The sequence below is a fragment of the Moorena sp. SIO3I6 genome, assembly GCF_010672095.1.
On sequence record NZ_JAAHHU010000363.1, the window covers coordinates 1 to 4,322 of the forward strand.

4 protein-coding genes and 1 pseudogene are annotated in these 4,322 nt (G+C 45.3%); 3 read left to right on the forward strand and 2 right to left on the reverse strand.

The window, feature by feature from the left end; all coding sequences use genetic code 11:
* A partial coding sequence (locus tag F6K49_RS36080) for a hypothetical protein (RefSeq protein ID WP_293104550.1) occupies positions 1 to 484 on the reverse strand: 484 nt, incomplete at its 3' end.
* 177 nt (positions 485 to 661) lie between these two features.
* On the opposite strand from F6K49_RS36080, the gene F6K49_RS36085 reads away from it, so the two are divergent.
* Both F6K49_RS36085 and F6K49_RS36090 read left to right on the forward strand, forming a co-directional pair.
* Positions 662 to 1,003: a hypothetical protein gene (locus F6K49_RS36085; RefSeq protein WP_293104553.1), complete on the forward strand. Its 342-nt coding sequence runs from the start codon at positions 662 to 664 to the stop codon at positions 1,001 to 1,003.
* Positions 1,004 to 1,297: 294 nt separating this feature from the next.
* Positions 1,298 to 1,666, forward strand: coding sequence for a hypothetical protein (locus F6K49_RS36090; protein ID WP_293104556.1), 369 nt, complete (start codon positions 1,298 to 1,300; stop codon positions 1,664 to 1,666).
* A 355-nt stretch (positions 1,667 to 2,021) separates the two neighbouring features.
* Here the strand turns inward: F6K49_RS36090 and F6K49_RS36095 are convergent, their stop codons facing one another.
* Positions 2,022 to 3,527 (reverse strand): UbiD family decarboxylase, encoded by a 1,506-nt coding sequence (locus F6K49_RS36095; protein WP_293104559.1) that lies wholly within the window; start codon positions 3,525 to 3,527, stop codon positions 2,022 to 2,024.
* 504 nt (positions 3,528 to 4,031) lie between these two features.
* On the opposite strand from F6K49_RS36095, the pseudogene F6K49_RS36100 reads away from it, so the two are divergent.
* Positions 4,032 to 4,322 (forward strand): annotated as a pseudogene (locus F6K49_RS36100) (hypothetical protein); the annotation flags it as partial.

Genomic DNA, 4,322 nt, shown 5'->3' on the forward strand with positions numbered 1-4,322 from the left:
TATCTACATTGTTTGGATTCTGGTCATAATGCTTCCTTAAAGCTGCTTCGGCAGCTTCTTGGGATAACGCTTTTCGGTTAGCCTTGAGCCATTCCATAGCTTCAAGGCTAGCCTCTTCACGTTTTTTCAACTCACTTAGTGCTGTCTCTAGTCCCTTAATGAACTCCCCCGCACGCTCTGAGTCTCCTGTATCCTTGGCTTGGATTTGTTCTATAGATTCTAATACTAAGGATTCTTCTAGAGATAGTACATCTTCCTCTCTTAGACCTAAAGCTTGGATAATTGCCCTCGCATAACCCCAATCCACACGTTTTTGCTTGAAGAAGCGCTCAACTGTTTTCTTGCTGATCTGGGCTTTTTGTGCAAGGCCCTCATAAGTTAGGGGCTTACCTTCGTCATCTCTTTGACTGGCTCTAGCTTGCTCAAGACGCATTAGTCCTTCAGGACTGGCACTAACGCCACGGGGCTTGCGCTTTTTATTCATAGATAACAAATCCGTGTGATTATCGTTGTTGAGAAGGACAGAAAAGGACACTTATTGATCTCAAACTGCTGCTTGACTGACTTTTCTGGCTTAGTAGGTTGGGTGGAATATAGTCAAATCCAACGCTGGCAATGGTTTGGTTTGGTTTCACTACCGGGTGCATCTCATTAAAGCTGTTTGACCCGGTGGGTGGAACGGGCATCAGGCATGGAACAGGCATCACGGGTGAAATGGGCATCTTGCCCGTGTCATTTCCGGATGGACTGTCCTAACACTGGCTACCGAAAAAATGAGGGCGAGCCCGTCCGTAAGGCAGCCTACGCAAAATTTACAAAACTGAGATGCACCCTCGCTACCGATCTACCGCTCCAGGTAAAATCAAGGGTTTTAGGAGTAAAGTCAGTCAATCAGTCCAAAACTATCACTCAAGAGCTTAGAAAAGGACACTTATCTATCTTTGCTTTACTGTTGCTGAACTATTTTAGCGCTCAGCTTGCTCTTGGTGCAAGGCGCTCATAAGTTAGGGGCTTACCTTCGTCATCTGTTTCACTGGCTCTAGCTTGGTTAAGACGCCTTATTCCTTCAGAACTGGCTCTAATGCTACCAAGCTTGCCCTTTTGACAGATAATCAATCCGTGTGATTGTCCTTGTTCAGAAGGACAGAAAAGGACACTTATTGATCCGAAACTGTCACTCAAGAAGTTAGAAAAAGACACTTATTATCTGTCCTTTATCTGTCCTTTACTGGGCTTGATACACCCATCTGCAAAATCTAGGATGGTGTTATAAGCAATCAAGCATCAGGACAAAACCATGACCAACTTACTAAAGCAATTTACTAGCACTTTTAAGGCACAGAATAATACGCAACAGAATCGAGACAAAACTACTGTAGTCACAACCCCAACAACTGATAAAAACGGTGAGTCCCCAGTAGTAAGGCAATTTTCCATCAGGGGAATTGCCTTCCTGCTGATATCTGTATCTATAATATTTATCCTAGGACCTCACATGATTGCAAAATCTATGTTCAAAGGGCAATATATTAACAAGTTAGAGATCAGCGTCGAGGGAATCACGATAACAACTGAAATAGACACAAGAGAAAGTAGTGCAGCAAATGACAATACCGAAGAAGAAGAAACTGAGGAAACCAGCCAGCTAAATTCATCCCCTCGTTAAGTGGTTATGTAATAAGAATTGTGGGGGCGATCTGGCCTTGGGCAGCCCCTTTCAGCGATCGCCAAAGGCGATCGCTCCCTCCCCAGCTCCGATACAATAACCAGGATACTTAGAATTATTAGCATTAATAATGGCATATCAACACCATAGGCTATTATATACAGGACTTACCCATTGCTCCCATTATTCCCTGTTCCCATGATCCCCTCAACCGTAGAGGGTGAGCTAATCCAGATTTTGACCTGGTATTTTACCTTGTCTGATTAATGGTGAGTTAAAGCTTTCTGGGTAAACTACCTATGCTTAATGGGTTAGCTGACGGCTGACCACTGACCACTGACCGCTGACCTATAAATTACATATCATACCCAAACAAATTGGGATCAACATCCTTGAGATCCAAATCCCCTAACCCATACTCAGCCCAACGCCTATCTACCATCGCTGCTACATCCCCATCTGACTCCAACGTTGCGCCCCATTCATGTTCCGTTTCCGGTGGAATCTTAGTAGTAGCATCAATACCCATCCGTCCCCCTAAGCCAATCTTTTCACTAGCAAAATCCAAACTATCAAAGGGAGTATTAGGCAAAATAAAGACATCCCGCACCGGGTCAACTTTAGAACTAATCGCCCACACCACTTGACGGGGGTCGCGAATATTAATAGTCTCATCCACCACAATCACAAACTTGGTGTAGGTAAATTGAGGCAAAGCACTCCAAAAGGCCAAAGCAGCCCGTCGCGCTTGTCCTGGATAGGCTTTCTTAATGGAAATAATGGCCGCTTTGTAACTCAGAGCTTCCATGGGCAAGAAGAAATCCACAATTTCTGAGACTTGTTGCCGCAGGATCGGGGTATAAATCCGATTGAGTGCGATCGCCATCATTGCTTCTTCTTTCGGTGGACGCCCACTAAAGGTAGTTAAATAAATCGGATCCTTGCGGTGAGTCATACAGTGGAAGCGAATCAACGGAGAATCCTCTACTCCACCGTAATACCCCATGTGGTCACCAAACGGACCATCTGGCAACATTTCCCCTGGAGTAATGGTGCCTTCCAGGACAAACTCAGAATCCGCTGGCACTTCTAAATCTAAGGTTTTACATTTAGCTAGGTTAACCCCAGACCCACCATAGAGTCCAGCAAAGAGCCATTCGGACAGGTCAACCGGTATGGGAGTAGCAGCGGCCAGAATAATCAGGGGGTCAACACCGAGTGCGATCGCAATTTCTAATTTCTGTCCTCTCTCCACCGCCTTGCGCAAATGTCGTGCTCCACCCCTGACCGAGAGCCAATGCACAGTCATCGTAGTCTTAGACTGCAGTTGTAGCCGATAAACCCCCACATTAGGAATACCAGTCTCACAATCCTTGGTAATCACCAATCCTAAAGTGATAATCTTGCCAGCATCACCCGGATAAGGGCGAATCAGGGGTAATGTATTCAAATCCAAATCATTTTCCTGCACCACCACCTGCTGACAAGGAGGGAAAAAGTCTCGCCCTGGTTTAGCTTTCACCACATCAAACAAAATTTTGCCAAATTCCACCGCCTGGGAAATTTTCTTAGGTGGCTTTGGTTGTTGCAGCATCCCTAGCTTCTTGCCCAGAGTTTCCAAATCTTCCGGGGTTAACCGGTTCATCGCCCAGCAAACCCGTTCTTCTGTTCCCATTAAATTAATCGCAACCGGAAAGGATGACCCTTTTACATTCTCAAACAGCAAGCCAGGTCCACCCGCTTGTAGCATCCGGTTTGATATCTCAGCAATTTCCAAATCTGGGTCAACTAAAGCCTTAATCCGCCGCAATTGTCCCTTCTGTTCTAGCTCTTGGATAAATCCCCTTAGGTCTCTGGCCATGATTACAATTTGTAAAGCTGAGTTACTCTTACTATACCAGTTCACAATTGGCTGAGGGAGTTTAGTCTTGGGTTAATTGGGAGTAGGGAGTAGGGAGTAGGGAGCAGGGAGCAGGGAGTAGGGAACAGGGAACAGGGAACAGGGGAAAAATTCTGTATACCTGATTACTCAACAGAAGCGCTATAATAGCAAATTTAACCCCGTCAACAAACCAAGTGATCGGAAAATATTTCCGTTATCAAGGATTCTGACTCCTGGCTTCTGGCTCGAAGCTCCTTCAATCTACCAGCACTTGAGTTCTATGGAACTCGCATTTTTCCACTACCCACTGCTGATCCTTGAGGGATCCGTGTAGGAATTGTGGGAATTTTTGTTCCGTACTCCCTACTCCCTACTCCCTACTCCCTACTCCCTACTCTCTTTGCTATTTCACATATACTGGGTTCATAGATCTGCTTTTGTATTCTGCCCAAAATTACTCACCCTCTCTACCAGAAACCATTCGTGAATGACTCTGCCGCGATCAACGAAATTAGCCTTTACCTCTACCAAGCCATCCTTGAGCTTCAGCAGCAGCAGTCCGAATTACTCAAGGAAAAATACCGAAAAATCGCTTGGGATAAGCCCCGTCATCAATCTGCTTTCCTGGCCAATTTGAAATCAGAACTCAGCCAAGAGCAAGATTGGCCCCGACGAATTATCAAAGTCAGGAAATTACTGCAAGTTCTGTTCATTCCTAGTTATTTCAACTCCCCCAGCTTTAGAGAACTGACCCAAAAACTTCGTCACTCTATC

Bases quoted from the DNA above. Each gene is read 5' to 3' on its own strand.
- F6K49_RS36090 (WP_293104556.1), top strand. From the start codon at position 1,298: ATGACCAACTTACTAAAGCAATTTACTAGCACTTTTAAGGCACAGAAT.
- F6K49_RS36095 (WP_293104559.1), bottom strand. From the start codon at position 3,527: ATGGCCAGAGACCTAAGGGGATTTATCCAAGAGCTAGAACAGAAGGGA.